The sequence below is a fragment of the Glaciibacter kafniensis genome (assembly GCF_039538945.1).
GTDB lineage: Bacteria > Actinomycetota > Actinomycetes > Actinomycetales > Microbacteriaceae > Cryobacterium > Cryobacterium kafniensis.
On the sequence record NZ_BAABCN010000008.1, the window covers coordinates 48,230 to 70,846 of the forward strand.

A 22,617-nucleotide genomic window follows, 5' to 3' on the forward strand; every position below is an offset into this window, starting at 1 on the left:
GATTGCCCACTCTGCCGCGTCGCACGCTCGCCGCCGCGTCGCGCGGATGCGGCGAACCGGGCAGGCCAGGAAGACCAGAGTCGGCACGAAAGACCCCGGCCGGCACTTGCGCCCCTCCGTAGACTTGAAGCATGACCTCACCTGCCACCGTCACTCTGCCCACTATTGCCTTTCTCGGCGGCGGATCGATGGCACGGGCCATTCTGGCTGGACTGTTGGCGCCTGGCGTGAGCGTCGACGGTGGCATCCGCGTCACCAACCGCTCGGCCGCCAAAGCCACGGACTTCGACGGAGTCGCCGGCGTGACCGCCGCGGCCACCGAAGTCGACCCGAATGCCAACCGGGCCGCCGTCGCCGGCGCACGCGTCGTTGTCGTCGCGGTCAAGCCAGCCATGGTCCCCGACCTGCTTCGCGAGATCGCCGACGCCCTCGAACCGGGCACGCTCATCATCAGCGTCGCGGCCGGGGTCACGATCGCCACCTTCGAGGCGCTCCTGCCCGACTCGGTGGCGGTCATCCGCTCGATGCCGAACACTCCGGCCATCGTCGGCAAAGCCGTCACCGGCATCAGCGCAGGCACCCGGTCGAGCGACGCCGATCTCGCGCTCGCCACCGCACTGTTCGAGACGGTCGGAAACGCGCTCGTCGTTCCCGAGAGCAAACTCGATGCGCTGAGCACGATCTCCGGCTCCGGCCCCGCCTACGTCTTCTACCTAATCGAACAGTTCACCCGCACGGCGATCGACAAGGGGTTCACCCCCGACGAGGCCGCGCTGCTGGTAGAAGGCACCTTCCTCGGCTCAAGCCTGCTGCTCGCCTCATCCGATCTCGGCCCCGCGGCGCTCCGCAAACAGGTCACCAGCCCCAACGGCACGACCGAGCGTGCCGTCTGGGAGCTCGAAAAGGTGGACCTCAAGGGTCTCTTCGACACGGCAACGGATGCCGCACTCGCCCGCGCTCGCGAGTTGGCAGCCCCGGCGGTGTGACGATGCGCAGTCGGGCAACGTCAGCATTCCTCGTTCTGGGGATCGCCTCTGCCCTGCTGCTCGCCGCCTGCGGAACCGGTGCTCCCGGGCCGTCGCCCGTCCCACCCTCAGCCACCTCGTCGGAGACAGCGTCGGCCCCCGTTGCAGGGGGGACGCCGGCCCCGGCCCCCTCACTCGGCCAGCCCGGTGCAGCGGGTTGCGCGCCGGCCTCGCCGACGGCACTCGACCCCGCGTCCGGTTTCACCGAGGTGCAGGGAACCGCGCCGGCCGGCAACAGCGTCTACGGCCTGATCATGAGCCCGTTTCCGCTGGCCGCGAGCAATACGACCTCTAAGTTCGTCTGGCGCATCACGGGAAGCGGCGATCTCACCGTGAAGGTGAAACGGCCTGATGGCTCAACGGGGGAGCTGGCTTGGGGGCCAGACGATCATGAGGACAGCACGTACAACCGACCGGGAGACGAGTGGGGGACCGGCATCATCCTCAAAGACCCCGGTTGTTGGGAGCTGAACTTCGAGCGCGCGGGAGTGCAATCAACCGTCTATCTGGTCGTCGGCCCCGCGGCGCCGACGGCAGGCTAATCGTCGCTACGAACCGAGCGCCGCGAACTTCTCGATATCGCCCTCTGTGCCGGAAACAATGATCAGGTCGTGACTCGAGACGACGGTCTCGGCCGTGGCATAGGTGAAGGGTTTTCCGGGGCTCTTCACACCGACGACCGTGATGTTGTGCTTGGTGCGCACACCCGATTCGGTGAGGTTGAGGCCGCGGATCGCCTTCGGCGGGTACATCTTGACGAGTGCGAAGTCGTCGTCGAACTCGATGAAATCAAGCATCCGTCCCGACACCAGGTGAGCGACGCGCTCGCCGGCCTCGGCCTCCGGGTAGATCACGTGGTTGGCGCCGATGCGCTCCAGGATCTTGCCGTGCGACTGCGAGATGGCCTTCGCCCAAATCTGCGGCACCTTGAGGTCGACCAGATTCGCCACGATCAGCACGCTGGCCTCAACGGATGACCCGACGGCGCAGACGGCGATCGAGAAGTCTTGCGCGCCGATCTGACGCAGGGCATCGATCGATTTGGCATCGGCCTGTACCGCGTGGGTGACGCGCTCCGACCACTTCTGCACGAGCGCTTCGCTGGAGTCGACGACGAGCACTTCGCGGCCGAGCCGGTCGAGCTTGCCCGCCGTCGCCGCGCCGAATCGACCGAGGCCGATCACGAGTACGGGGGCGTCGTACTTGATTCGATCAACCAACGATGGGCCTTTCTTCGGGGCGTTTGAAAAGTTGCCTGCTCTGGCTGGCGGCCAGCGCTGCGGCGAGTGTCACTGTACCAACCCGCCCCATGAACATGGTGGCCGCGAGCACGTAGACGCCCTCCGGTGGCAGTTCTTGGGCCAGCCCCGTCGAGAGACCGCAGGTGGCGAAGGCCGAGATGACGTCGAAAAGCACCATGTCGAGCGGGGCTTTCGAGATCTGCAGGATGACGATCGACGAGACGGCGACGGTCGTCGCGCCCCAGAGCACCACGCTCACCGACAGACGCAGGATGTCCCGCGGGATGCGGCGGCCGAAGGCCTCCATGCTCTCGCGTCCGCGGGCCTCGGCGAAAGCGGCAAGAAAGAGCACGGCCAGGGTGGTGACCTTGATTCCGCCGGCTGTCGACGCCGAGCCACCGCCGATGAACATGAGCATGCCGCTGACGAGCAGGCTGGAGCCGTGCAGCTCGTCCATATTGATGGTGGCGAAACCGCCAGAGCGCGTCATCACCGACATGAACAACGATTGGAACATCGTGTCGCCGGCACCGAGCCCGCCGAAGGTCTTCGGATTGTCGAATTCCAGAATGATGTAGAGCAGCATTCCGGCGAACATCAGAATGATCGTCGTCACCAGGGTGATCTTTACGTGCACCGACCAGCGCCGGGGCTTTCGCCAGCCGCGGGCGAACGCATAGATGACCGGAAATCCGAGGCTGCCCAGAAAAACGCCGATCATCAGCGCGCCGAGAAACCAGTAGTCGTTGGCGAAGGCGTCGAGCCCTTCTGGATTCGGGCTGAACCCCGTGTTGGTGAACGCCATCGCCGAGTAATACAGGCTGTCCCAGAGAGCTTCGCCGACCGGCACGCCGTCGATCAGCATCCGTGGAAAAAGGAGTGCCGCGATGACGCCCTCGATCACGAGGGCACTGATTGCGACGGTGACAAGCAGGTTGCCGACCTCGCCGAGGCGCACCGCCTGGCCCTCGTTGACCGGGCCGACGTGCAGGCGGGAGGGGTTCGAGTCGCTCGCGGCCATCAGCTTGGCGCGGAGTCCGAGGCGACGGGAGATCACCATGCCCATGATCGAGGCGAGGGTGAGCACTCCGATTCCGCCGATGTTCACGCCGATATAGACGAGAGCGTTGCCGAACGGTGACCAGTGTGTCGCCATGTTGACGGTGGACAAGCCGGTGACGCAGATGACCGACACGGCGGTGAACACGGCGTCGTGCAGCGACGTGACGATGCCTTCCGCCGAGGCGATCGGCAGTGAGAACAGCAGAGTGAAGAGCAGAATGAGGGCGGTGAAGATGAGGATCGCGAACCGGGATGGCGAGGATCGAACCAGGCCGTCGACGGCGTCGCGGATGCGTTCGAACCACGGGATGTGCTGCACCGGAGCCAGGGCTCTGGAGGCGTTCCTTTGCACTGGACCCCTCGATTTCCCTCTGGCTGTCAGCGACATGTCATGGTACTACCCTTCGGGAATGAGTACCCTGGTGCAATGGCAGACATCTTTGACGTGGTAGCGGACTCGACCCGGCGGGACATTCTGCGGATTCTTCTCGAGCGCTACAACCAGTCACAGGATGCGGGGGAGCTCAGCGTGTCAGACATCGTCGGCGCGCTCGGCCTCAGCCAGCCCACGGTGTCGAAGCATCTCAAGGTCTTGCGCGAAGCCGCACTGGTTGGCGTGCGCGAAGAGGGCCAGCACCGGTACTACCACCTCGACTATTCCCCGCTCGAAGTGATTGAGGACTGGTTGATCCCGTTCCTCAGCGTCGATTTCGACCAGAACGTCGACGAGCTCGTCGACGAGAGTGAAGCCGGGCTGAAAGACGAGCAGCGCGCTTTCGCTGCGGCGATCGGCAAGGCGTTCGCTGACACGACGCATGTCGTGAAGGATGCGACGTCGAAAAAGTGGCGCAAAAACGACTAGACGGCCCGGCGCGGTTGCGCTTAGAGTAGCCACTTAACACGCGGTCAGCCAGGCTGGCCAGTGTCGTCCGAACACCCGAATGTAAGGGGCGACCATTCATGGAAAGCGATCTGCACGATGTGCGCTTCCTGACCGTGGCCGAAGTTGCCGAAATGATGCGGGTGTCGAAGATGACCGTCTACCGTTTGGTGCACTCCGGCGAGCTGCCGGCGATCAGGTTCGGCCGCTCATTTCGGGTGCCGGAGTCGGCCGTCACAGCGGCGATAGAGCGTCCTGTCGTGGAGAGTGCGTAGGACGCACCACATTCTTCGGTTAGAATGGGGTTTTCGTGCCAGTCGTGAGTTTAGCGATTCAACCAATCTTGTGAGGTCTTGTGGGTTCTGTAATTAAGAAGCGACGCAAGCGCATGGCGAAGAAGAAGCACCGCAAGCTGCTTCGGAAGACTCGTCACCAGCGTCGCAACAAGAAGTAGATCGGTCTCGACCGTCTTCTGGCGTGAGCGCTAGGCCCTTGGGTCTAGCGCTTTTTGCTTTGTCGGGGCGAATTCGGCGATGTCGGCGACGAACGCGGAGAACGCGGGGAACGCGATGCATCGATGCGGGCGGCGCGCGCTGCCGCCTTGATGCTTGCCGTTTTCAGCCGCATCACCGGCCAGCCGCGCGCCTCGGCATACCGGCCCAGCGTCGCATCCGGGTTGACGACCACCGGGTGGCCGACCAGATTCAGCAGCGGAATGTCATTGTGTGAATCGGAGTAGGCCCAGCACGAGCCGAGGTCTACGCCGCTCTCTGCCGCCCGCTTCTGCGCGGCCTCAGCTTTGTGCTCACCATGCATCACCGGGCCGGTCAGGCCGCCAGTGAAGATGCCCTCGACCGACTCGAGCACGGTGCCGAGCGCACCGGTGAAGCCGAGCCGCTCCGCGATGACGTCTGCCACTTCTTGAGCCGTTGCCGAGATGAGCCAGACCTCCCGGCCGGCAGCCAAATGCTCGTGGGCCACGGCGACGGTCTCCGGCCAGAGGCGTTGCACCAACCGCGTGTCGAAAATGTCGTGGCTGAGCCGAATCAGCTCATCTCGACGATGCCCGACGACCACTTCGAGGGCCCGCTCGCGCACACTGTCGAGGTGCGCCCGATTCTCGCCGACTGCCACGAACCTGGCTTGCTTCCAACCGAACGACAGGATGTCGCGCACGGTGATGAATCGCCGTCGCCAGGCCCCGACTCCCACGTAGTACAGGCTGGCGCCGCGCATCAGCGTGTTGTCGACGTCGAAGAACGCAATGGCAGGAGAGCGGGCGGGAGCGGACATGTGCGAACGATTCTATTGGGCGCTCACGGCCGACGCGCTTAGGCTTGAGGGATGCCTACCGCGAACCTCACTCTGATCGGCAAGCCCGGCTGCCACCTCTGCGACGACGCCCGTGATGTGATCACGAGCGTGGTCTCGAAACTGGCGGACGAACCGCATGCCCCCGAGATTGCGCTCGACGAGCTTTCGATTCTCGATGACGCAGAGCTGATGGAGCAGTACGTTGAAGACATTCCGGTCTTGCTGATCAACGGCAAGGTCCACAACTACTGGCGCATCGACCCCCTGCGGTTGCGTGCGGCACTTTTGGAGATTCGATGACCATCCGCCACGTTGTTTCCTGGCAGCTCGCCACCGCCGATCCGGCCGAGAAGGCCGAGCAAGCCGCCCGCATCGCCGAAAGCCTCGAGGCGCTCGTCGGCCAGGTCGATGGGCTGCATGCGCTCACGGTCGGCACGGATGTCGTCGGTGGCGGCAACTGGGACGTCGTGCTGATCGCTGACTTCGACGATGTCGAAGCGATCGACCGCTACCAGGTACACCCCGAGCATGTGACTGCGGCAGGGTACATCCGTTCGGTGGTGGCGCAGCGTTCCTGCGTGGACTTCGCGCTCTAGCCGCTCGCTGCGAATCGCTCCGTCGATCGAGGAGCGCCTGGTGATCGAATCTGACCATTTCGTTGGTCGAGGAGGCCGCCCGCGATCGGGTCGAGACCTCATCAGCCGACCTTCAAACGCAACCAAGTTAAGAGATCGGCTCGCCTGGTCTCGAGACACGGGCTCGCTTCGCTCGCTCGTTCCTCGACCAACGAAATGGTCAGATGCCTAATAGACACTCGCTGGCGCTCGCTCCTCGACCAACGAAGAACCGCCCGCCCCGTCTGTGACGGAGCGGGCGGTTCTGTGTGAAGCGGGGTGCGTCCTACGGCAGCAAGCGCGTCGGGCCACGGAACAGGTAGGTGACCTCGCGGATCGACGTCTGGTGCAGCATCAGCATCAGCACGCGCGCCAGGCCCATGCCGAATCCACCGTGCGAAGGCACACCATAACGGAAGAAGTCGAGGTAGAACTCGAGCTCCTCCGGCTCCATGCCCTTCTCGACAGCCTGCTCGGTCAGCACGTCGATGCGGTGCTCACGCTGGGCGCCGGTCGAGATCTCGACGCCGTTGAAGATGAGGTCGTAGCTATTGGTCAGGCCCGCATCGCCCTCGTGACGCATGTGGTAGAACGGGCGGATGCTCGAAGCGTAGTCGGTCAGAAAGACGAACTCGTGGTCAAAGGTTTCCTTGACGTAGGCCGCGATCTGGCGCTCGCCTTCTGGATCCATGTCGTCGTCTTCACGCGGCACTTCGTAGCCACGTGACTTGACGATCTCCTTGGCCTCCGCCAGCGGGATGCGCGGGAACGGCTGGGTCGGAACGGTGATCTCGACGTCGAACAGCGCCTTGATCTCGTCGCCGTGCTTCTCTTTCACCGCAGTGAACCCGGCGACCATCAGGTCTTCGTGCAGCTGCATGACGTCTTCGTGGCTGTCGATCCAGCTGATCTCGGCGTCGATGCTGGTGAACTCGGTGGAGTGGCGGCTGGTGAACGACGGGTCGGCACGGAATGCCGGGCCGATTTCGAAGACCTTGCCGAAGCCGGCGGCCTGCGACATCTGCTTGAAGAACTGCGGGCTCTGCGCGAGGTAGGCCTTGGTGTCGAAGTACTCGACCTCGAACAGTTCTGCACGCGACTCGCTGGCACTGGCCATGAGCTTGGGGGTGTGAATCTCGATGAAGTCGTTGTTCACCCAGTAGGTGCGCAGCGCGTGCTCGAACGTGGTCTGGATGCGGAAGATCAGGTTCTGCTTCGGGTGACGCAGGTCGAGGAAGCGCCAGTCCATGCGCTTGTCCAGGCTCGAGTCAGCGGCGATCGGCGTCTCGGGGATGGCGTGCGAGAGAACCTCGACGCTGGCGAGCTTGATCTCGATACCGCCGAGCTTGACGCGCTCGTCGTGCTTGAGCTCACCGGTCACGGTGATGAAGCTGCCCTGTGACAGGCCGGAGATCGTGGTAGCCGGCTCGTCGGCGACGACGACGCCCTCGGCATCCGTCGTGCGCGGGTTCACCAGCTGCACGGCACCCGACTCGTCGCGCAGAACGACGAATTGCACCTTCTTCTGGTCACGCACGGTGTCGACCCAGCCGGACACCGAAACGGGTCCATCTTCTAGGGCGGCCAGGTTCTTGATCAATACGCGCTCAGTCACACGGGCAAGTTTAGCTGTCTGCTTCGAGACTGAGTTCCTATCGGCAAATTCAAAGCTCTACGCTACGTAGACTGGATGCCGTGGTAGCTAGCCAGGTGCACCTTGTCCGTCACGGAGAGGTGTTCAATCCCGAACGTGTTCTTTATGGACGCTTGCCGAACTACCGACTCTCCGATCTCGGCATGAAAATGGCCGAAGCCGCCGCTCTCGACCTGCAGAAACGCGGTCGCCAGGTCAGCCGCCTCATCGCTTCCCCCCTGCTGCGCGCCCAGGAATCGGCACAGCCGTTCGCCGCTACGTTCAACCTGCCGATCGACACCGATGAGCGCATCATCGAGCCGACCAACAGTTTCGAAGGCACCAAAATGCGCGGCCCTGGCGGTGCCTTGCGCAAACCGAAGAACTGGCCGTTGCTGATCAACCCGCTCCGGCCGAGCTGGGGCGAGCCGTTTCAGCAGGTTGCCGACCGGATGCTCGCGGCCATCGACGACGCCTGGGCGTCGGTTGACGACGGCGACGTCGTGTTGGTGAGCCACCAGCTGCCGATCTGGATGGTGCACCGTGCGCTGGCCGGTGAACGGCTCGCCCACGACCCGCGCAAGCGCCGCTGCGATCTGTCGAGCATCACCACCGTGGAGCGCCACGGCGACCGCTTCGTCGAAACGGGGTATGCCAACCCGGCGGCCCCTCTGCAGCTGAACGCCACAGATGTGGGAGCGGTATGAACACGCCGCGCCCCGCCGCCCGCACCCGCACGCGTGGCACCGTTGCTCGTGCCGCCACCGGGCTGCTCGCTCTCGCCCTGGTGCTGACCGGCTGCACCTCAGACCCGCTCGCCGAGCAGTACCGCGAGGGCAGCAACAAGGGTTACGTCGCCGGCGACGGCAGCGTCACTGAGATCGCCGAAGCCGACCGTGGCGCCGCCATTGAGTACGCAGGTGTCGATGAGAACGGTGACACCGTGTCGAGCGCCGACTACGCCGGCCAGGTTGTCGTCGTGAATTTCTGGTACGCCAGCTGTGCGCCGTGCCGGGCCGAAGCCCCCGACCTGCAGAAGCTGAACGAAAAGTTCGGCGACCAGGGTGCCAGCTTCCTCGGCGTCAACGTGCGCGACCAGGCCGCCAACGCGATCGCCTTCAACGACACCTACAAGATCACCTACCCCTCGGTGATCGACGTGGACGACGGCGGCATGCAGCTTGCCTTCAGCGACCGGATTCCGCCCAACGCCGTGCCGACCACCCTCGTTGTCGACAAGGAAGGGCGCGTCGCCGCGCGTATCCTCGGCCAGATCACCGCGCCGTCGATTCTCTCCACCCTGATCCGCGACACGATCGCAGAAGGAAAATAGGCGTGGGCAATCCCTTTGGCGAGATCGTCTTCAGCGGACAGCTCTACCTGGCGATCCCCGTTGCCCTTCTCGCCGGCCTCGTCTCGTTTGCGTCGCCGTGCATCCTGCCGCTCGTTCCCGGCTATCTCGCCTATATCGGCGGGTTCACCGACGGGCGCTCGAGCGCCCGTGACGGTGACCGGGCGGGCAAGAACCGTTTGCTGCTCGGCGTGGCCCTCTTCATCCTCGGTTTCACTCTCGTCTTCGTGCTGACCGGTGTGGTCTTCGGGTTCGCCGGATTCTGGCTCAACCAGTACCGCGACCTGATCACCCGCATCGCCGGGATCATCGTCATCCTGATGGGTCTCGTCTTCGTCGGTCAATTCGGCTTCACGCAGCGCACGGTGAAATCGACCTGGCGCCCGCGGATGGGTCTGGCCGGAGCACCGCTGCTCGGTGCCGTTTTCGCCGTGGGCTGGACGCCATGCACCGGGCCGACGCTGACCGCCATCAACTCCCTGAGCCTGACCACCGGGTCGCCGTGGCAGGGTGGGTTGCTTGCCCTGTTCTACGCGCTCGGCCTCGGCATCCCGTTTCTACTGATCGCACTCGGCCTCAACTGGATGACCGGCGCCGTCGCATTCCTCAAGCGGCATATACGTGCGGTCAACCTCATCGGTGGCCTCTTTCTCATCGTCATCGGTGTGCTCATGGTGAGCGGCGTCTGGAATGCCTGGCTCCTCGACCTGCAAGGGGTGATTGGCAGTTATGTCCCGGCCATCTGACCATTTCGACTCAAAGCCGGCCTCGGCCGCTGACCCGCTCAACCAGCCGAAACTCGGTTTCGTCGGTTGGCTGCGCTGGTTCTGGCGTCAACTGACGAGCATGCGCACCGCGCTGTTCCTGCTGCTGCTGCTCGCCATCGCCGCCGTGCCCGGTTCGCTCGTTCCGCAGCGCAGTTCAGACCCGAACGGCGTCACCCAGTACTTCAACGACAACCCGGACCTCGCACCGGCGCTCGACAAGATTCAGGCGTTCGACGTGTACTCGTCGGCCTGGTTCTCCGCCATCTACCTGCTGCTGTTCATCTCGCTGATCGGCTGCGTCATCCCGCGCACCAAGCACCACCTGCAGGCGTTGCGTGCGAAGCCGCCGAAGACGCCGGTGCGTCTGTCGCGCCTCGCCGGGTTCACCACCCGTGAGGCGCCGACCGGCACGGATGCCGCGGCCGCCATCGACTCGGCCCAGGCGCTCCTGAAATCCAGCGGCTACCGCGTCGCCCGATTCGACAACGGATCAGAAGCCTCGGTCTCGGCCGAGCGTGGGTACCTGCGTGAGACTGGAAACCTGGTCTTTCACTCGGCTCTCGTCGGAATCCTGCTCACCGTCGGGTTCGGCAGCGGCTTCGGTTTCGCCGGACAGCGCGTGTTGGTCGAGGGTCAGTCTTTCGTGAACACCGTCAGCGCCTTCGACTCGTTCAACCCCGGCCGCTTCTTCGACGAGGGAACCCTCGAGCCGTTCAAGCTCAAGCTCGACGACTTCTCGGTCGACTACGAAATGCAGAACCTTCAGGCCTACGGCCAACCGACCGACTTCGAGGCGAAGGTGTCGGTCACGCACAAGGGCCAGGAGCCCGAACAGGGCTCCGTCAAGGTCAACCACCCGCTGCGCACCGGCGGCTCGGACATCTACCTGCTCGGCAATGGCTACGCGCCCACCGTCACGGTGAAAGACCCGGCAGGCAAGGTGGTCTTCACCGACTCGATTCCGTTCCTGCCGCAAGACGCCAACTTGACCTCGGTCGGTGTGGTCAAGGTGCCAGACGGCCTGGCGAAGCAGTTGGGCATGATCGGGTTCTTCTACCCGACCCAGGACACCTCGTCGACCGGCGCCTACTTCTCGTCGTTCCCCGGGCTTGAGTACCCGATGCTCACCCTCAACGTCTACACCGGCGACCTCGGCCTCGACGCCGGCGTGCCGACATCCGTCTACACGCTCGACACCGCCTCACTCACCCAGCTGACCGGCGGAGAGACCGGCGTCGACTCGATTGAGCTCAAGCCAGGTGAGTCGCAGGAGCTGCCGAACGGGCTCGGCTCGGTCACGCTCGAGAATGAGAGCCCCGACGCGAAGGTCGGCGATTTCTCGGGCTCCGTGCTGCGTTTCGCCTCGTTCGACATTCACCGAGACCCGACCCAGGGTTGGGTGCTGACCTTCGCGGTGCTCATTCTGCTCGGGCTGCTGACCTCGCTCTTCGTGCCGCGTCGGCGCGTCTGGGTGAAGGCGATCCCGAACGAGGACGGCACGTTGCGCCTCGAGTACGCGGGCCTGGCCCGCGGTGAGGATCCGACCCTCGACGGGGCCGTCGCCTCGCTCGCCGACAAGCACAGCGCCCAGCTTTCTGCCACGACTCCGCTCGCCACCGCCCCCGATCAGACTTAGGCTTACTTCGTGAATCTCAACGATCTCTCCGTTCTCAGCCTCTACTCGGCCATGGCCGTGTATGCCATGGCATTTATCGCCTTTGCGATTGACCTCGCCCGGCGTTCGTCGGCGGTGGGTGCGGCTGAGGCTGCGGCAGCGGTGCCGGCTGAAGCCGGCGCTGCCGAGGCGCAGGCCACTGCGGCGGGTGGCACTGCCACTCTCACCCGGCTGAGCGCGCGGATGGACAACGACGCGGCGACGCCATACGGCCGGTCGAAGAGCCTTCGTATCGGTGTCTCGCTCACGGTGCTGGCCTGGCTGCTGCAGCTGGCCGCCACGATCATGCGTGGCATCGCGGCCGAGCGGGTGCCGTGGGCGAACATGTACGAGTTCGCGATGACGGGCACGCTCATCATCATGGCGGTCTTCCTGATCGTGCTGACCCGCGTCGACCTGCGCTTTCTCGGCACCTTCGTCACCGGTCTGGTGCTGGTTCTTCTCGGCATCGCCAGCTTGAACTACTACGTGGAGATTGCGCCCCTGCCGCCGGCACTCCAGTCGGCCTGGCTCGTCATCCACGTCTTCGTCGCCACGCTCGGCACCGGATTCTTCGCGCTCGGTTTCGCTCTCTCGGTGGTGCAACTCTTGCAGTTCCGCCGCGAGAGCCACGCAGCGGAGTCCAAGCCGACCCACCTGAAGTTCCTGTCGACACTGCCGTCGGCCACGACGCTGGAAAACCTCTCCTACCGTACGAACATCGTCGGCTTCATCCTCTGGACGTTCACCCTGATGGCCGGTTCGGTCTGGGCCGAAGCAGCCTGGGGCCGTTACTGGGGTTGGGACACCAAGGAAGTCTGGACCTTCATCATCTGGGTCATCTATGCCGGTTACATCCACGCGCGGGCGACGCGCGGCTGGCGCGGCTCGCGGTCAGCGTGGCTGGCCATCATCGGTTTCTCGGCCGTGATGTTTAACTTCGGTATCGTGAACGTGTTCTTCAAGGGTCTGCACGCGTACTCGGGGCTGTAGGCAGCCTCCATCTCGTTGGTCGAGGAGCACGCGACGCAGGAGCGCGCATCTCGAGACCTGGCGAGCCGATTTCTTGACGTTGGTTGCGTTCGAACGTCGGCTCACGGGGTCTCGAGACGGCCGCGGGCGGCCTCCTCGACCACCGAAGCGGTCAGTCGGCGACAACCTCGTAGACGCGAGCCAGGCGTTCGAGCCACCAGTCGCGACGCTCAGCGGATGCCGCGTGCTGGTCCAGCAACGCGGCATCCGGCACCACGCGACGCACCGGAATGCTACCGTCGACCGGCAGCAGCGGCTCGGTCGTGACGTCGGCCGCCAGAAGTGAGGCTGTGCCGAGCCCGCAATCGAACTCGAGTTCGGGAAGCGCGGCGGCCAGGTAGGCGCCCATCGCGATGCCGACCGATGTGTCGAGCGCGCTCGACACCACAACGGGAAGCCCGGTCTGCCGGCTCACCGACAGCGCGGCCCGGATGCCGCCCTGCGGCTGAGCCTTGAGCACGAGGATGTCGGCGGCACCGGCCCGCGCCACCGCGAGTGGGTCGTCGCTGCGGCGCACACTCTCGTCGGCGGCGATCGGAACGGTCAGGTAGTGCGTGCGCCGGCGAATCTCGGCCAGCTCGTCGATACTTGCGCAGGGCTGCTCAACATACTCCAGGTCGAACTCGGCCAGCGCATGGATGGCGTGCTCAGCCTCGTCAAGATTCCACAGCCCGTTGGCATCGATGCGGATGCGCCCCTCTGGGCCGAGCACCGAGCGCACCTCGCGCACCCGGGCGACGTCATCCGCCAGCGTCTGTCCGAGGCTCGCGACTTTCACCTTGGCGGTGCGGCACCCCGGAAAGCGGGCGAGCACGGCGACGACGGCGGCCGGTTCGACGGCGGGCACGGTGGCGTTGACGGGAATGCGCTCGCGCACAACATCTGGAGTCTGCTGCCAGCCGAACTCGATCGCCGCCCAGAGCCAGGCGGCCGACTCGGCGTCGTCGTATTCGACGAAAGGGGAGAACTCGGTCCAGCCCTGTGGCCCCTCAAGGAGCAAGGCCTCGCGAGTGTCAATGCCACGAAAACGGGTCACCAATGGCAGCGAGACGACACGCGCCGTTCCCAGGAGGTCGTTCAGATCTGGCAGCATGCGTCCAGTCTGGCACTCGACCGACCGGGGCACAGAAGCAATATCTGCGGCGGCTCAGGCCTTGGTGTCGCCGTTGTGGTTCGGCGGCTCCGGCACGATCTGCAAGCCGCCCGACGAGTTCGCCGTCACCATCAGCGCCTCAATCCAGATGCGGTTGAGCGAAGGTGCGCGACCGCCGAAGTATTTGAAGGCGAGAGGGATGGCCGGATGCAGCCAGACCGTGCTGCGTCCCTCTCCGGACTGGGGTTCGTCGCGCCAGCTGAAGTAGAACGACTCCCCCCGGCGTAGTTTTGCGCCGATGACGACCTGGATATGGGCAAGCACGCGGTCGTCAAAGTCGGCAGTGAGCGTGGAATCATAGGTGAGTTTTCCCATTGAGACACTCCATCGATACGGGTAGCTGAGACCCTACGCCGAATCGAAGGCTCAATGCGAGCAAAAACTTGTTAATCCCTCAGATAGCGCTCGAGCCGGGGAACGTGCAGAAGTGCCAGTGCCCGTTTCTCGATCTGGCGCACGCGCTCCCGGGTGACGCCTTCGACGAGCGCAATCTGGTCGAGGGTGTGGGGTTCGTCACCGTCGAGACCGAACCGGGCCCGCAGGATGGATCGTTCCCGAGCGGGGAGCGCCTCGAGGTAGAACGCGATGTCTGCTGCACGCAGCGTGATCGTCGCGTACTCATCGGGCTGCGGTAGATCGTCGTCGATGATCAGCTCGGCGATGTCGCCGACTCCATCGCCGACCGGGGCATGCAGCGAGATGGGTTCGTTGTCATAGAGCAGCAGCCTGGCCACCTCGCGGGGTGGAATCTGCGCGGCCTCTGCGATCTCCTTCTCGGTCGGCTCGCGGTCGAGCGCACTGGTGAGGTCGCGACGGATGCGTTTGATCTTGTTGAGCTTCTCGGCCGTGTGCACCGGGATGCGGATCATGCGCGACTTGTCGGCCATGCCACGATGAATGGCTTGACGAATCCACCAGGTGGCGTATGTCGAGAACTTGAACCCCGTCATGAAGTCGTATTTCTCCACCGCCCGCACGAGGCCGATGTTGCCGTCTTGCACGAGGTCCATGATGGGCACGCCTCGACCCGAGTAGTGCTTGGCGATGCTCACGACGAGCCGCAGATTCGACTCGATGAAATCGTTCTTGGCCCGCTCGCCGTCATGGGCGAGCCAAGCCAGTTCACGTGCCTGCTCCGGTGCGATCACGCCGGGCGCTTTCGTCAGCCGTTCGGCCGCAAACAAGCCGACCTCGATGCGTCGGGCAAGTTCGACCTCTTCTTCGGCGGTCAGCAGGTGCCCTTTGCCGATGCGGCGCAGGTAGTCGCCGAACGCATCGGTCGAGGCTCGCGTGTAGTGGGGTCCGGAGGGAGTGTTGGATGCCTGCCGGGGTGCGGCTGGAGGTGGCTCTGTCGCCGACGCCGACTTTCGCGGCGGCGCGGACTGTTTCACGGCCGTTGCGGTTGCCGCGGATGGCAACGTTTGGGTCGGCGTGTGCGTGAGCGTGTTCATCGGTGCACCTCTTTGCTGGGGGATTTCCCCGTGTCGTTCCCGAACGTTCTTCTCGTGGGCACGCTCGTCGTGAGCGCCTTCTGACGTGCGGAATGGTGTCCCGCCAGAATGATGTGGTGCACGGCTACCTCCCCAAATGAACCGGAGATTCAAGTACAGCCGCGACGGATTTGCCCGACAAGGGGGTTGACTTGGCCCCCATTCGGGTGGTGCTGCATTCGCGCCTCCGAGACCGTTCGACGCCGGATTGCTGTTCGCCTGCCACGCCGCGAACATCGGGGCTCCCGCTGTGCCCGCGTAGGCTTGAGGCATGACTGAGCGGGTTTCTGACATCTTTGATCCACAGCAATGGAACGACGTCGCGGGGTTTGAAAATCTCACCGATGTGACGTACCACCATGACCTATCCGGACGCATTGCCCGCGTGGCGTTCAACCGTCCGGAGGTGCGCAACGCCTTTCGCCCGCACACCGTTGACGAGTTGTATGCCGCATTGGAGAACGCCCGCACCAACCCACGTATCGGGGTGGTGCTGCTGACCGGAAACGGTCCGAGCCCGAAAGACGGCGGCTGGGCATTCTGCTCGGGGGGCGATCAGCGCATCCGCGGCCGCGACGGCTACAAGTATGCCGAAGGTGCAGAGGCAACGGGCATCGACGCCGGTCGCGGCGGGCGTCTGCACATTCTTGAAGTGCAGCGCCTCATCCGTTTCATGCCGAAGGTCGTCATGGCGGTCATCCCCGGTTGGGCTGCCGGCGGCGGGCACTCCCTGCACGTGGTCTGCGACCTCAGCATCGCCAGTGCCGAGCACGGCAAATTCAAGCAGACGGATGCCGACGTCGGCTCCTTCGACGCCGGCTACGGCAGCGCCTACTTCGCTCGCCAGATCGGGCAGAAGTTTGCCCGTGAGATCTTCTTTCTCGCCCGCGAGTATTCCGCCCAGCGGGCCTACGAGATGGGGGCTGTCAACGCCGTCGTGCCGCACGCCGAGCTCGAGGCGACCGCGCTGGACTGGGCCCGCGAGATTCTGACCAAGTCGCCCACCGCCATCCGCATGCTCAAATTCGCGTTCAACGCCGTCGACGATGGAATGGTCGGCCAGCAGGTGTTCGCCGGGGAGGCGACCCGCCTCGCCTACGGCACCGATGAGGCCGTTGAGGGCCGCGATGCCTTTCTCGAGAAGCGCGACCCGGACTGGGCGCCATACCCCTGGCAGTACTGAGGCGCCGCTGATGCATTTTCTCTTTCGGGATCACGCAGACGTGAGGGTGGTCGCAGAATGACCCGTTCGCTCGTCGCGGTGTCGGCGGAGTCGCCGATTGATGTGCTCGCGGCACTGCAGGCTGCTCTGTCCGGCACTGGGCCCGCGGTGTTGCCCCTGGCCGCTGGCGCTGAAGCGCTGAGCGACGCTGCCGCTCCGCTGAGCGACGCGGGCGATCTCGGCGTCGTGCCTCGCGCCGTTGCCGTCGTGATCGAGACGTCGGGGTCGACGGCGGCGCCCAAACGGGTGATGCTCACGACCGATGCCCTGCTGGCCAGTGCCGCAGCGACGAGCGTTGCGCTCGGCGGCGACGGGCAGTGGCTGCTCGCCGTTCCCGCGCACTACGTGGCGGGAGTGCAGGTGCTCGTGCGGTCGATCGCCGCCGGTACGACCCCGATCATTCTGCCGACGGGGCACTTCGACCCCGAGGTTTTCACCGACTTCGCCGAACAACTGACCGCGCCCCTGCGGTTCACCTCGCTCGTTCCGGTGCAGTTCGCCCGGCTGCTCGATGCCGCGCGCACGAACCACCGCATTCTCACCGTGCTGCGCCGGTTTACCGGCATCCTGGTCGGCGGTCAGGCGATCCGCCCTGAACTCATCGAGCTCGCTGACTACTTCGACCTGCGTCTGGTGCGCACCTACGGATCGTCGGAGACGGCGGGCGGATGCGTGTACAACGGGCATCCGATCGGCAACACCACGGTGCGGGTCAGGTGCGGCGAGCTGGAGATCAGCGGGGCGGTGCTCGCGCTCGGCTACCTGGACGACGATGTTCGCACCCACGAGCGCTTCGTCGACGAGCACGGTGTGCGCTGGTATCGCACCGGCGATCTGGGTGAGGTCGACGCCGAGGCCGGACTCGTGCGGGTGCTCGGCCGGGCCGACAACGTGATCATCTCTGGCGGCGAGAAAGTGTCGCTCGATGCGGTCGAACGCCTGGTGCGCACGCTTCCCGGACTCGGGGATGCCGTCGTGCTGAGCGCCGACGATGCCGAGTGGGGGCAGGTGCCCGTCGTCGTGACATCGGTCAGTGCGATGTCGGTCAGCGGGGATGCCGTGACGTCAGCCGTCGAGGATGCCGCGCCGTCAGCCGACGCTGCACCGGTCGATGGCCCGGCGCGAGCGGAGAACGCAACTGCCGCACGACCGGGGGAGTCTGCGGTGCCGCTGGAGCGCATCCGTGAACTCGTCGGGGAGCAGCTCGGCAAGGCGGCGCGTCCGGCGCAGCTGTTCACCGTGCCACAGATTCCGCTGCTCTCCTCTGGCAAACCCGATCGAAAGGCGCTCGCCGAGCGCATCCGCCGAGCGTGACCGGGGTCGGGTGGGCCGCGAGTTGTCAGAGATGGCCCCTTGAACGCGATTCATGGGGCCATCTCTGACAACTCGCGTGCGCCCTGGCGTCGCCCTCGGGCGAAGCCGATGCGCGCGGCACCGTCGAGAAGCCCGGGCCGGGCCTGGCAGACGGTTCGGCAGAGGTCGGGCCACTAACATGAGTGCGTGGCACATCGATCCGGGCCGGCACGGCCTCACACCCAGCACCCGAACTCCGCGAAACGAAACGGACGGTCGGGGCATCCGGGCCGCCGCAACGGCACTCACAGCGGAAACCCCGCCAAAGTCGCCCCGGCGAGCTTCGGCGACTGGGTCAGCGGCGCGCGCCTTCGCACCCTGCCCCTCGCGATCGCGCCCGTCGCCATCGGAACCGGCGCGGCCATCGTGGCCAGCGATCCCGGTGTCTATCACCCGGTGCGCGCGGTGCTCGCGCTGCTCGTCGCCCTGTTCATGCAGATCGGCGTCAACTACGCGAACGACTATTCCGACGGCATCCGCGGTACCGACGCATTCCGTATCGGTCCGGCCCGGCTGACCGGTTCGGGGGCTGCGCAGCCGAAGACTGTCTTGAAAGTGGCCCTGGCCTTCTTCGGGCTGGCGGCGATCGCCGGCTTGATTCTCGTCATCCTCAGCCAGCTGTGGTGGCTGCTCGCCGTCGGCGCAGTCGCGATCGTGGCCGCCTGGTTCTACACCGGCGGAAAGAAGCCGTATGGCTACTTCGGTCTGGGAGAACTGTTCGTCTTCATCTTCTTCGGCCCCGTCGCCACGCTCGGAACGACGCTCGTGCAGGCCGGCACCATCAACGTTGAAAGCGTGATCGGCGGTGTCGGCATCGGCCTGATCGCCTGCGCCGTGTTGATGGTGAACAATCTGCGCGACCTCGCACCCGACAAGGCGGCCGGCAAGCGCACGCTGTCGGTACTGATCGGAGACCGGGCCTCGCGCGTCGTCTTCTGCGTGCTGCTGCTGTTGCCGTTCGTGGGCGTCGCGTTCTTCTCGCTCTTCTACCCGCTCGCGTTCTTCACGTTCTTCTGCCTGCTGCTGGCGCTGCCGGCCTGTCTGATCACCGTGACGGCGAAGACTCCGCAGGAGCTCATCCTGGCCCTCAAGCTGACCAGCTTCACCGGCCTCGGCTACGGGTTGCTACTCGGAGCGGCTTTCGCGCTCTGACGGAGCTGGCTGCTCTGACGGGGCCGGCTGCTCTGCAGAAGTCGACGGCACGTTCTGCTCACTCTGAGTCGACTGCTCGGCAGCCTTCGCAGCCGTCGTCTCAACCGCAGCCGACGCGCGGTCGACGGCCGCGTCTTCTGAGGCGTCATCCGCAGCGATCGGAGCCTTGTCGCGGTGGCGAGCCTCGTAGAGGTCGCTGGAAATGCTCGCGCGCGGCTTGCTCAACAGGATGTACGACAGGCAGAAGCCGATGAGTGCGGCGACCAGGGCCGAAATCCACCATTCAATCTGCAGGGCCAGCAAAATGGCCAGCGGAACGGCAAACATCAACACACGCAGCACGGAGTAGTACACCCAAACGGGAACAGCCTTCATGCATCCAGCTTAGGTTGCCCAGCTGTGCAGACAGACACCGCGCTCACACCCGACCCGGCCTAGACTCAGGGTATGGCTCGCGTCTGGTTTCTCCTCGGTTTGATGGTCGTGATCCTGACCGTCTACACGGTTGTGGATTGCGCCATGTTCGATCGCTCCCGTGTGCGCGGTTTGCCCCGCTGGGTGTGGATCTTCGTCATCCTCTTCATCCCGGTGATCGGTCCGCTGCTCTGGCTCATCGTCGGCCGCGGCCGTCGTCGTCAGGCCGCAGGCGGAGGTCGCACCACGCGTTCGATGGCACCGGATGACGACCCCGACTTCTTGAGAGGGCTTGCCGCGCAGGCGACCCAGGAGCAGCGCATCCGTCAGATGGAGCAGGAGCTTGCCGATCTCGACAAGCCAGACTCGACGGATGGCGGCACGGCGAAGGGCGGCGCACCGAAGGGTGGCACACCGAAGGGCGGGGCCGGTTCGGGCGGACCGAACGGATCCGCGGGCTCAGGTGCCACCGGTGCGACCGGTACCTCAGGAAACCCCCCGAAGACCACCGACCCGGGCGACGGCGAACAGCCGGGCCGCCGCGAAGCCTAACCGCCTGTGGTGCACATGACGCCGGGTGCGAGCCCGGCTACGACCTTCAGCGTCGCTCTGCTCGCCGAGTTCGTGCGCAGCGGCGTGCGGGATGTCGTGCTCAGCCCCGGTTCCCGGTCGCAGGCGCTGGCCCTCGCCGCCGCCGAATTCGAACGGGTCGGGCGCATCCGGCTGCACGTGCGCATCGACGAGCGCGGCGCCGGTTTTCTCGCGCTGGGCCTCGCGGTGGAGAGCAGTCGTCCCGTGCTCGTGGTCACGACGTCGGGCACCGCGGTGGCGAATCTGCATCCCGCCGTGCTGGAGGCACACCATTCCGGGGTGCCGCTCATTCTGCTGACGGCCGATCGACCAGCTGAGCTCCGCGGCATCCGCTCGAACCAGACAACGCATCAGCCGGGCATCTTCGGTGTGGCGACGCGGCTGGCTGAAGACGTCGCGGCGCCAGAGGCGGGCACGAGTGACCCAGTGCGTGCTGCCGATGCCGCTGCGTTGGTGCGGAGGGCGAGGGATGCCGCGACGGGCGTGCAGAGCGCCGGCCCTGGTCCGGTGCAGCTCAACCTCGCCTTTCGGGAACCGCTGTCGTCGGCGTTCACGCTTGAGGAGGCCGGGACAGACGAGGGAGCGGATGCCGCATCGGTCGCCCCGGCGACTGACCCGCTGGCCGATGTGCTCGCTGACGTGCTGACCGACGTGCTGACCGATCTGGCCTCCGAGCCGCCTCTGCAGATCGCTCCTGGTCTCCGCACGATCGTGATCGCCGGGCATGGCGCGGGCGAGCAAGCCGAACGGTTCGCGCGCTCGGGCGGCTGGCCGTTGCTGGCCGAGGTGTCGAGCGGCGCCCGGTTCGGCCCGAACCTCATCGTCGCCTACCGCGAGCTGTTGCAAAGCGCCGATTTCGGCGGACAGGTCGAGCGCGCCATCGTCTTCGGGCATCCCACCCTCAGCCGTGAGATTCCGACGCTGATTCAGCGCGACGGCGTCGAAACCATCGTCGTGGCGGCCACCGGAGACGAGTGGTACAACCCCGGTCACCGCGTCTCGCGACGCGCGCGTTCCGTCGTCGCCGACGAGGCATCCGTGGCGGATGCCGCAACCCGACCGGCCCGCGAGTGGCTCGGACGCTGGGTGATGACGAGTAGGCACGTGCTGGTCGCCGAGGCCGAGCAGGATGTCACCCCGATCGGCGAACGCGGCATCACCAAGGCCGAGCTTGCGGCGATGCGCGCCCCCGTCACCCGGGCCATGCTGGCCGACGCAATCTGGCGGGCATCCTGGCCGCACGACCGGCTCGTTCTCGGCGCCTCCCGCCTAATTCGTGAAGCCGACAAGCGGGTTCTGGGCAAGAAAATCTTTGTGCACGCCAACCGCGGGCTGGCCGGAATCGACGGCACCATCTCCACCGCCGTCGGCATTGCCCTGGCCAGCCAGGCCGGGCCCGAACCTCGCTCAAGCGGAACGACTCGGCTGCTGCTCGGCGACCTCGCTTTTCTGCACGACGTCGGTTCGCTGCTGCTCGCCCCGGGCGAGCTGCGGCCGCGCATGCAGATCGTGGTCGGCAACGACGGCGGCGGAACGATTTTCGACGGCCTCGAGGTCGCCCAGAGTGCCCACCCGACGAGCATCGACCGGGTGCTGTTCACCCCGCAGCAGGTCGATCTCTCGTCTCTCGCCGCGGCCTACGGCTGGAGTTACAGTCGGGCGGCGACCCGCAGCGACCTGGAACGCGAGCTGACGACGCCGCCGGCCGGGCCGAGCATCCTCGAAGTGCCGCTCGCCCGGTAGGTCACACTGATCCTTGCCAGGCCGTGGCGATCAACAACAGAGTCACCACGAAGCCGCTGACATAGTTGAGCCAGAGAAATCGCTTCCAGCCCCTGTTCGCCTCGGCTGAGCGCTCATCGCTCACCCGGCGCCACGGAAACGCCGTCACGATGTACGGCACCGCGAGCACCGCCGCGAGCGGTCCTGGCCAGGCAGTGAGCAGCATCAGCAGGCCGGCCAGCGCCCAGAGCGCCATCGCGAATCTCACGGTGCGCGCTGCCCCGAGCACCGTTGCGATCGAGCCGATTCCGGCCTCCCGATCGGGGCAGACATCCTGCACCGCCCCGAACGCGTGGCTGGCCATTCCCCAGAAGAAGAAGGCCACCAACAGCGCGACGAGCGACGGGGTGACCGTGGCCCCGACCACCGCCAGCCCGAACACGGCCGGGCTCACGAAGTGCGTGCTCGACGTGATCGAGTCCAGAAACGGCACCTCTTTGAACCGCAAGCCAGGAACCGAGTAGGCGACGACGGCGAAGAGGCTCACCGCGAGCACCAACCAGGCGAACGGATGCTGCCAGCCGGCCAGTACCACCATCGCCACGAGAAACGGGGCGGCGCTGATCACGCCGGAGCGCAGAACGAGGCGGTGCAGGCGCGGGTCGAGCAGTGCGCCTTCCGCGCCGCCCTTGCGAGGGTTGCGCAGGTCAGACTCGTAGTCGAAGACATCGTTGATGCCGTACATCAGCAGGTTGTAGGGGATCAGAAAGAAGACGGTTCCCACGATGAGCAGGGCGTCGATCCGCCCCGACGTCACGAGGTACGCGGCGGCGAACGGAAAAGCGGTGTTGATCCAGCTCAGCGGACGTGACGACAACAGCACCTGCCTGGTCAGCCATCCGGCCGAGCCCAGGCGGCCCCGCTGCACCTCGGTCATCGCTGCACCT

General features: G+C 65.6%; 26 protein-coding genes. 17 read left to right on the plus strand and 9 right to left on the minus strand.

Annotated elements, in window-relative coordinates:
* Positions 1-131: 131 nt before the first annotated feature.
* Positions 132-986 (plus strand): pyrroline-5-carboxylate reductase, encoded by an 855-nt coding sequence (proC, locus tag ABD791_RS13525; protein ID WP_345067615.1) that lies wholly within the window; start codon positions 132-134, stop codon positions 984-986.
* Positions 987-988: 2 nt separating this feature from the next.
* On the plus strand, positions 989-1,567 hold the full coding sequence (locus ABD791_RS13530; protein ID WP_345067618.1) for a hypothetical protein: 579 nt from the start codon (positions 989-991) through the stop codon (positions 1,565-1,567).
* A gap of 6 nt (positions 1,568-1,573) precedes the next feature.
* Here the strand turns inward: ABD791_RS13530 and ABD791_RS13535 are convergent, their stop codons facing one another.
* Together ABD791_RS13535 and ABD791_RS13540 are read right to left on the minus strand one after the other, a co-directional pair.
* On the minus strand, positions 1,574-2,245 hold the full coding sequence (locus ABD791_RS13535) for a potassium channel family protein (protein ID WP_345067621.1): 672 nt from the start codon (positions 2,243-2,245) through the stop codon (positions 1,574-1,576).
* Positions 2,238-3,680 (minus strand): TrkH family potassium uptake protein, encoded by a 1,443-nt coding sequence (locus ABD791_RS13540; RefSeq protein ID WP_425562255.1) that lies wholly within the window; start codon positions 3,678-3,680, stop codon positions 2,238-2,240. Before ABD791_RS13540 ends, ABD791_RS13535 begins: the two co-directional genes overlap by 8 nt.
* Positions 3,681-3,755: 75 nt before the next feature.
* Here ABD791_RS13540 and ABD791_RS13545 point away from each other — a divergent pair, with 75 nt between their 5' ends.
* The 3 genes from ABD791_RS13545 to ABD791_RS13555 all read left to right on the plus strand — a co-directional run bounded on the left by ABD791_RS13545 (position 3,756) and on the right by ABD791_RS13555 (position 4,662).
* Positions 3,756-4,190, plus strand: a complete 435-nt coding sequence (locus tag ABD791_RS13545; protein ID WP_345067623.1) for an ArsR/SmtB family transcription factor — start codon at positions 3,756-3,758, stop codon at positions 4,188-4,190.
* A gap of 98 nt (positions 4,191-4,288) precedes the next feature.
* The gene (locus ABD791_RS13550) at positions 4,289-4,483 is read left to right on the plus strand and encodes a helix-turn-helix domain-containing protein (RefSeq protein WP_345067626.1); all 195 of its coding nucleotides are present in this window, start codon (positions 4,289-4,291) and stop codon (positions 4,481-4,483) included.
* Between the two features lie 80 nt (positions 4,484-4,563).
* Positions 4,564-4,662: a 30S ribosomal protein bS22 gene (locus tag ABD791_RS13555; RefSeq protein ID WP_003792170.1), complete on the plus strand. Its 99-nt coding sequence runs from the start codon at positions 4,564-4,566 to the stop codon at positions 4,660-4,662.
* Positions 4,663-4,706: 44 nt separating this feature from the next.
* On the opposite strand, the gene ABD791_RS13560 is transcribed toward ABD791_RS13555, so the two are convergent.
* On the minus strand, positions 4,707-5,501 hold the full coding sequence (locus tag ABD791_RS13560) for an HAD family hydrolase (protein ID WP_345067629.1): 795 nt from the start codon (positions 5,499-5,501) through the stop codon (positions 4,707-4,709).
* 51 nt (positions 5,502-5,552) lie between these two features.
* Here ABD791_RS13560 and ABD791_RS13565 point away from each other — a divergent pair, with 51 nt between their 5' ends.
* Positions 5,553-5,822, plus strand: coding sequence for a glutaredoxin family protein (locus ABD791_RS13565; RefSeq protein ID WP_345067631.1), 270 nt, complete (start codon positions 5,553-5,555; stop codon positions 5,820-5,822).
* Complete coding sequence (locus ABD791_RS13570; RefSeq protein WP_345067634.1) at positions 5,819-6,118, plus strand: Dabb family protein; 300 nt, start codon at positions 5,819-5,821, stop codon at positions 6,116-6,118. The genes ABD791_RS13565 and ABD791_RS13570 overlap by 4 nt, the downstream gene beginning before the upstream one ends.
* Before the next feature lie 304 nt (positions 6,119-6,422).
* Here the strand turns inward: ABD791_RS13570 and aspS are convergent, their stop codons facing one another.
* Complete coding sequence (gene aspS / locus ABD791_RS13575) at positions 6,423-7,751, minus strand: aspartate--tRNA(Asn) ligase (RefSeq protein WP_345067637.1); 1,329 nt, start codon at positions 7,749-7,751, stop codon at positions 6,423-6,425.
* 80 nt (positions 7,752-7,831) lie between these two features.
* Between aspS and ABD791_RS13580 the strand changes: the two genes are divergently transcribed.
* The 5 genes from ABD791_RS13580 to ccsB are packed head-to-tail and all read left to right on the plus strand — an operon-like array spanning position 7,832 to position 12,534.
* The gene (locus ABD791_RS13580; protein WP_345067640.1) at positions 7,832-8,476 is read left to right on the plus strand and encodes a histidine phosphatase family protein; all 645 of its coding nucleotides are present in this window, start codon (positions 7,832-7,834) and stop codon (positions 8,474-8,476) included.
* Positions 8,473-9,102: a TlpA family protein disulfide reductase gene (locus tag ABD791_RS13585; protein WP_345067644.1), complete on the plus strand. Its 630-nt coding sequence runs from the start codon at positions 8,473-8,475 to the stop codon at positions 9,100-9,102. Before ABD791_RS13580 ends, ABD791_RS13585 begins: the two co-directional genes overlap by 4 nt.
* Positions 9,099-9,866 (plus strand): cytochrome c biogenesis CcdA family protein, encoded by a 768-nt coding sequence (locus ABD791_RS13590; RefSeq protein ID WP_425562256.1) that lies wholly within the window; start codon positions 9,099-9,101, stop codon positions 9,864-9,866. Before ABD791_RS13585 ends, ABD791_RS13590 begins: the two co-directional genes overlap by 4 nt.
* Positions 9,850-11,523, plus strand: coding sequence for a cytochrome c biogenesis protein ResB (gene resB, locus ABD791_RS13595; protein ID WP_345067650.1), 1,674 nt, complete (start codon positions 9,850-9,852; stop codon positions 11,521-11,523). The genes ABD791_RS13590 and resB overlap by 17 nt, the downstream gene beginning before the upstream one ends.
* A gap of 51 nt (positions 11,524-11,574) precedes the next feature.
* Positions 11,575-12,534 (plus strand): c-type cytochrome biogenesis protein CcsB, encoded by a 960-nt coding sequence (gene ccsB, locus ABD791_RS13600; RefSeq protein ID WP_345067876.1) that lies wholly within the window; start codon positions 11,575-11,577, stop codon positions 12,532-12,534.
* 151 nt (positions 12,535-12,685) lie between these two features.
* Here ccsB and ABD791_RS13605 read toward each other — a convergent pair whose 3' ends face one another.
* The 3 genes from ABD791_RS13605 to ABD791_RS13615 all read right to left on the minus strand — a co-directional run bounded on the left by ABD791_RS13605 (position 12,686) and on the right by ABD791_RS13615 (position 15,177).
* Positions 12,686-13,666, minus strand: a complete 981-nt coding sequence (locus tag ABD791_RS13605) for an o-succinylbenzoate synthase (RefSeq protein WP_345067654.1) — start codon at positions 13,664-13,666, stop codon at positions 12,686-12,688.
* 54 nt (positions 13,667-13,720) lie between these two features.
* Positions 13,721-14,041, minus strand: a complete 321-nt coding sequence (locus ABD791_RS13610; RefSeq protein ID WP_345067657.1) for a DUF7882 family protein — start codon at positions 14,039-14,041, stop codon at positions 13,721-13,723.
* Positions 14,042-14,112: 71 nt separating this feature from the next.
* Positions 14,113-15,177, minus strand: coding sequence for a sigma-70 family RNA polymerase sigma factor (locus tag ABD791_RS13615; protein ID WP_345067660.1), 1,065 nt, complete (start codon positions 15,175-15,177; stop codon positions 14,113-14,115).
* Positions 15,178-15,487: 310 nt separating this feature from the next.
* On the opposite strand from ABD791_RS13615, the gene ABD791_RS13620 reads away from it, so the two are divergent.
* The 3 genes from ABD791_RS13620 to ABD791_RS13630 all read left to right on the plus strand — a co-directional run bounded on the left by ABD791_RS13620 (position 15,488) and on the right by ABD791_RS13630 (position 18,943).
* Positions 15,488-16,399, plus strand: a complete 912-nt coding sequence (locus tag ABD791_RS13620) for a 1,4-dihydroxy-2-naphthoyl-CoA synthase (RefSeq protein WP_345067663.1) — start codon at positions 15,488-15,490, stop codon at positions 16,397-16,399.
* A 57-nt stretch (positions 16,400-16,456) separates the two neighbouring features.
* Positions 16,457-17,752, plus strand: a complete 1,296-nt coding sequence (locus ABD791_RS13625; protein WP_345067666.1) for an AMP-binding protein — start codon at positions 16,457-16,459, stop codon at positions 17,750-17,752.
* Between the two features lie 186 nt (positions 17,753-17,938).
* The gene (locus tag ABD791_RS13630; RefSeq protein WP_345067669.1) at positions 17,939-18,943 is read left to right on the plus strand and encodes a 1,4-dihydroxy-2-naphthoate polyprenyltransferase; all 1,005 of its coding nucleotides are present in this window, start codon (positions 17,939-17,941) and stop codon (positions 18,941-18,943) included.
* On the opposite strand, the gene ABD791_RS13635 is transcribed toward ABD791_RS13630, so the two are convergent.
* Complete coding sequence (locus ABD791_RS13635; RefSeq protein ID WP_345067672.1) at positions 18,917-19,318, minus strand: DUF4229 domain-containing protein; 402 nt, start codon at positions 19,316-19,318, stop codon at positions 18,917-18,919. The two genes, ABD791_RS13630 and ABD791_RS13635, sit on opposite strands and share 27 nt — an antisense overlap.
* A gap of 72 nt (positions 19,319-19,390) precedes the next feature.
* Between ABD791_RS13635 and ABD791_RS13640 the strand changes: the two genes are divergently transcribed.
* Both ABD791_RS13640 and menD read left to right on the plus strand, forming a co-directional pair.
* Positions 19,391-19,909 carry a PLDc N-terminal domain-containing protein gene (locus ABD791_RS13640; RefSeq protein WP_345067675.1) on the plus strand — a complete coding sequence of 173 codons (519 nt, stop codon included), beginning with the start codon at positions 19,391-19,393 and terminating at the stop codon, positions 19,907-19,909.
* Positions 19,910-19,924: 15 nt separating this feature from the next.
* Positions 19,925-21,691: a 2-succinyl-5-enolpyruvyl-6-hydroxy-3-cyclohexene-1-carboxylic-acid synthase gene (gene menD, locus ABD791_RS13645; protein ID WP_345067878.1), complete on the plus strand. Its 1,767-nt coding sequence runs from the start codon at positions 19,925-19,927 to the stop codon at positions 21,689-21,691.
* Between the two features lies 1 nt (position 21,692).
* Here the strand turns inward: menD and ABD791_RS13650 are convergent, their stop codons facing one another.
* Complete coding sequence (locus ABD791_RS13650) at positions 21,693-22,607, minus strand: prenyltransferase (RefSeq protein WP_345067677.1); 915 nt, start codon at positions 22,605-22,607, stop codon at positions 21,693-21,695.
* Between the last annotated feature and the right edge of the window lie 10 nt (positions 22,608-22,617).

What these genes read in the sequence shown, in the direction of transcription:
- ABD791_RS13585 (WP_345067644.1), top strand. Translation starts at nt 8,473, where the DNA reads ATGAACACGCCGCGCCCCGCCGCCCGCACCCGCACGCGTGGCACCGTT.
- ABD791_RS13625 (WP_345067666.1), top strand. Translation starts at nt 16,457, where the DNA reads ATGACCCGTTCGCTCGTCGCGGTGTCGGCGGAGTCGCCGATTGATGTG.
- ABD791_RS13550 (WP_345067626.1), top strand. Translation starts at nt 4,289, where the DNA reads ATGGAAAGCGATCTGCACGATGTGCGCTTCCTGACCGTGGCCGAAGTT.
- ccsB (WP_345067876.1), top strand. Translation starts at nt 11,575, where the DNA reads ATGGCCGTGTATGCCATGGCATTTATCGCCTTTGCGATTGACCTCGCC.
- ABD791_RS13565 (WP_345067631.1), top strand. Translation starts at nt 5,553, where the DNA reads ATGCCTACCGCGAACCTCACTCTGATCGGCAAGCCCGGCTGCCACCTC.
- resB (WP_345067650.1), top strand. Translation starts at nt 9,850, where the DNA reads ATGTCCCGGCCATCTGACCATTTCGACTCAAAGCCGGCCTCGGCCGCT.
- proC (WP_345067615.1), top strand. Translation starts at nt 132, where the DNA reads ATGACCTCACCTGCCACCGTCACTCTGCCCACTATTGCCTTTCTCGGC.
- ABD791_RS13615 (WP_345067660.1), bottom strand. Translation starts at nt 15,177, where the DNA reads ATGAACACGCTCACGCACACGCCGACCCAAACGTTGCCATCCGCGGCA.
- menD (WP_345067878.1), top strand. Translation starts at nt 19,925, where the DNA reads ATGACGCCGGGTGCGAGCCCGGCTACGACCTTCAGCGTCGCTCTGCTC.
- ABD791_RS13610 (WP_345067657.1), bottom strand. Translation starts at nt 14,041, where the DNA reads ATGGGAAAACTCACCTATGATTCCACGCTCACTGCCGACTTTGACGAC.
- ABD791_RS13570 (WP_345067634.1), top strand. Translation starts at nt 5,819, where the DNA reads ATGACCATCCGCCACGTTGTTTCCTGGCAGCTCGCCACCGCCGATCCG.
- ABD791_RS13560 (WP_345067629.1), bottom strand. Translation starts at nt 5,501, where the DNA reads ATGTCCGCTCCCGCCCGCTCTCCTGCCATTGCGTTCTTCGACGTCGAC.
- ABD791_RS13620 (WP_345067663.1), top strand. Translation starts at nt 15,488, where the DNA reads ATGACTGAGCGGGTTTCTGACATCTTTGATCCACAGCAATGGAACGAC.
- ABD791_RS13640 (WP_345067675.1), top strand. Translation starts at nt 19,391, where the DNA reads ATGGCTCGCGTCTGGTTTCTCCTCGGTTTGATGGTCGTGATCCTGACC.
- ABD791_RS13650 (WP_345067677.1), bottom strand. Translation starts at nt 22,607, where the DNA reads ATGACCGAGGTGCAGCGGGGCCGCCTGGGCTCGGCCGGATGGCTGACC.
- ABD791_RS13530 (WP_345067618.1), top strand. Translation starts at nt 989, where the DNA reads ATGCGCAGTCGGGCAACGTCAGCATTCCTCGTTCTGGGGATCGCCTCT.
- ABD791_RS13635 (WP_345067672.1), bottom strand. Translation starts at nt 19,318, where the DNA reads ATGAAGGCTGTTCCCGTTTGGGTGTACTACTCCGTGCTGCGTGTGTTG.
- ABD791_RS13545 (WP_345067623.1), top strand. Translation starts at nt 3,756, where the DNA reads ATGGCAGACATCTTTGACGTGGTAGCGGACTCGACCCGGCGGGACATT.
- ABD791_RS13605 (WP_345067654.1), bottom strand. Translation starts at nt 13,666, where the DNA reads ATGCTGCCAGATCTGAACGACCTCCTGGGAACGGCGCGTGTCGTCTCG.